Genomic DNA, 795 nt, shown 5'->3' with positions numbered 1-795 from the left:
CTTGTTCCGTTGATAGAAATCCCGTATCCACTCCCGGTACGTTTGACCCGGAAAATCGCTTCCGTCGTTCACCCACTTGTTCAACAGCCGCCAGGTATGCACAAAGCTCTCGTTGTCCGCTTTCTCAAACAAGTGAATCCACGGGTTGATGAAATTGCTGACCGGCTTTAGCATCTTGTTCCCGAAATCGATCACTTCGGAAGGAACGTTTCCATAGGTTTCTACCAATTTGTCGACATCGAAATGTTTTTCGTCCAGCCAGGAATTGTACAGGTCCGCGTTCCGGAAATCGATCGGGGCCGCCAAGACCACCAGATTTTTCACCTTTTCGGGGAACAAGGCGGTGTACATCACTCCCATGGTGCCGCCCATGCAGTAGGAAAACAAATTCACTTGATCCTTGCCGCTGCAAAGCCTTACCCGGTCCACCGCTTTGTCCAGGTAATCCAGGATGTAGTCGGCAAACCCGTTGTTCCGGTCTTCAAGCCCCGCTTCTCCCCAGTCGAGCAGATACACGTCGTATCCCTGCCGCAGCAGGTGTTCGACAAACGAGTTGCCCGGTTCCATATCGAGAATGTAGGGCTTGTTGATCATTGCGTACAGCATGAAAACCGGCGTCCGCTTCGTCACTTCCGCATCGGGCAGCGTGAACCGGTAGACCCGCATTTTGTTTTTGCGCCAGACCAGTTCCTTCGGAGTCAGTCCGACAGCAGGCTCCGCCCGATTCAACACTTCCCAAACTTTCCGGTATCGGCCGTCAGGAAAGGGAAAAGAAATCCCGCCGCCGGTTGCCGC

The 795-nt window shown here is 53.5% G+C and carries 1 protein-coding gene; it reads right to left on the bottom strand.

The window, feature by feature from the left end; translation table 11 throughout:
- The coding region (locus AC4ED1_RS14685; protein WP_490939874.1) for an alpha/beta fold hydrolase at window positions 1–795 on the bottom strand (795 nt) is incomplete at both ends.

This window comes from Effusibacillus sp. SKA8 (assembly GCF_058273125.1).
The sequence above is the reverse complement of the archived record's forward strand: the minus strand, read 5'-3'. Positions and strand labels throughout refer to the sequence as shown.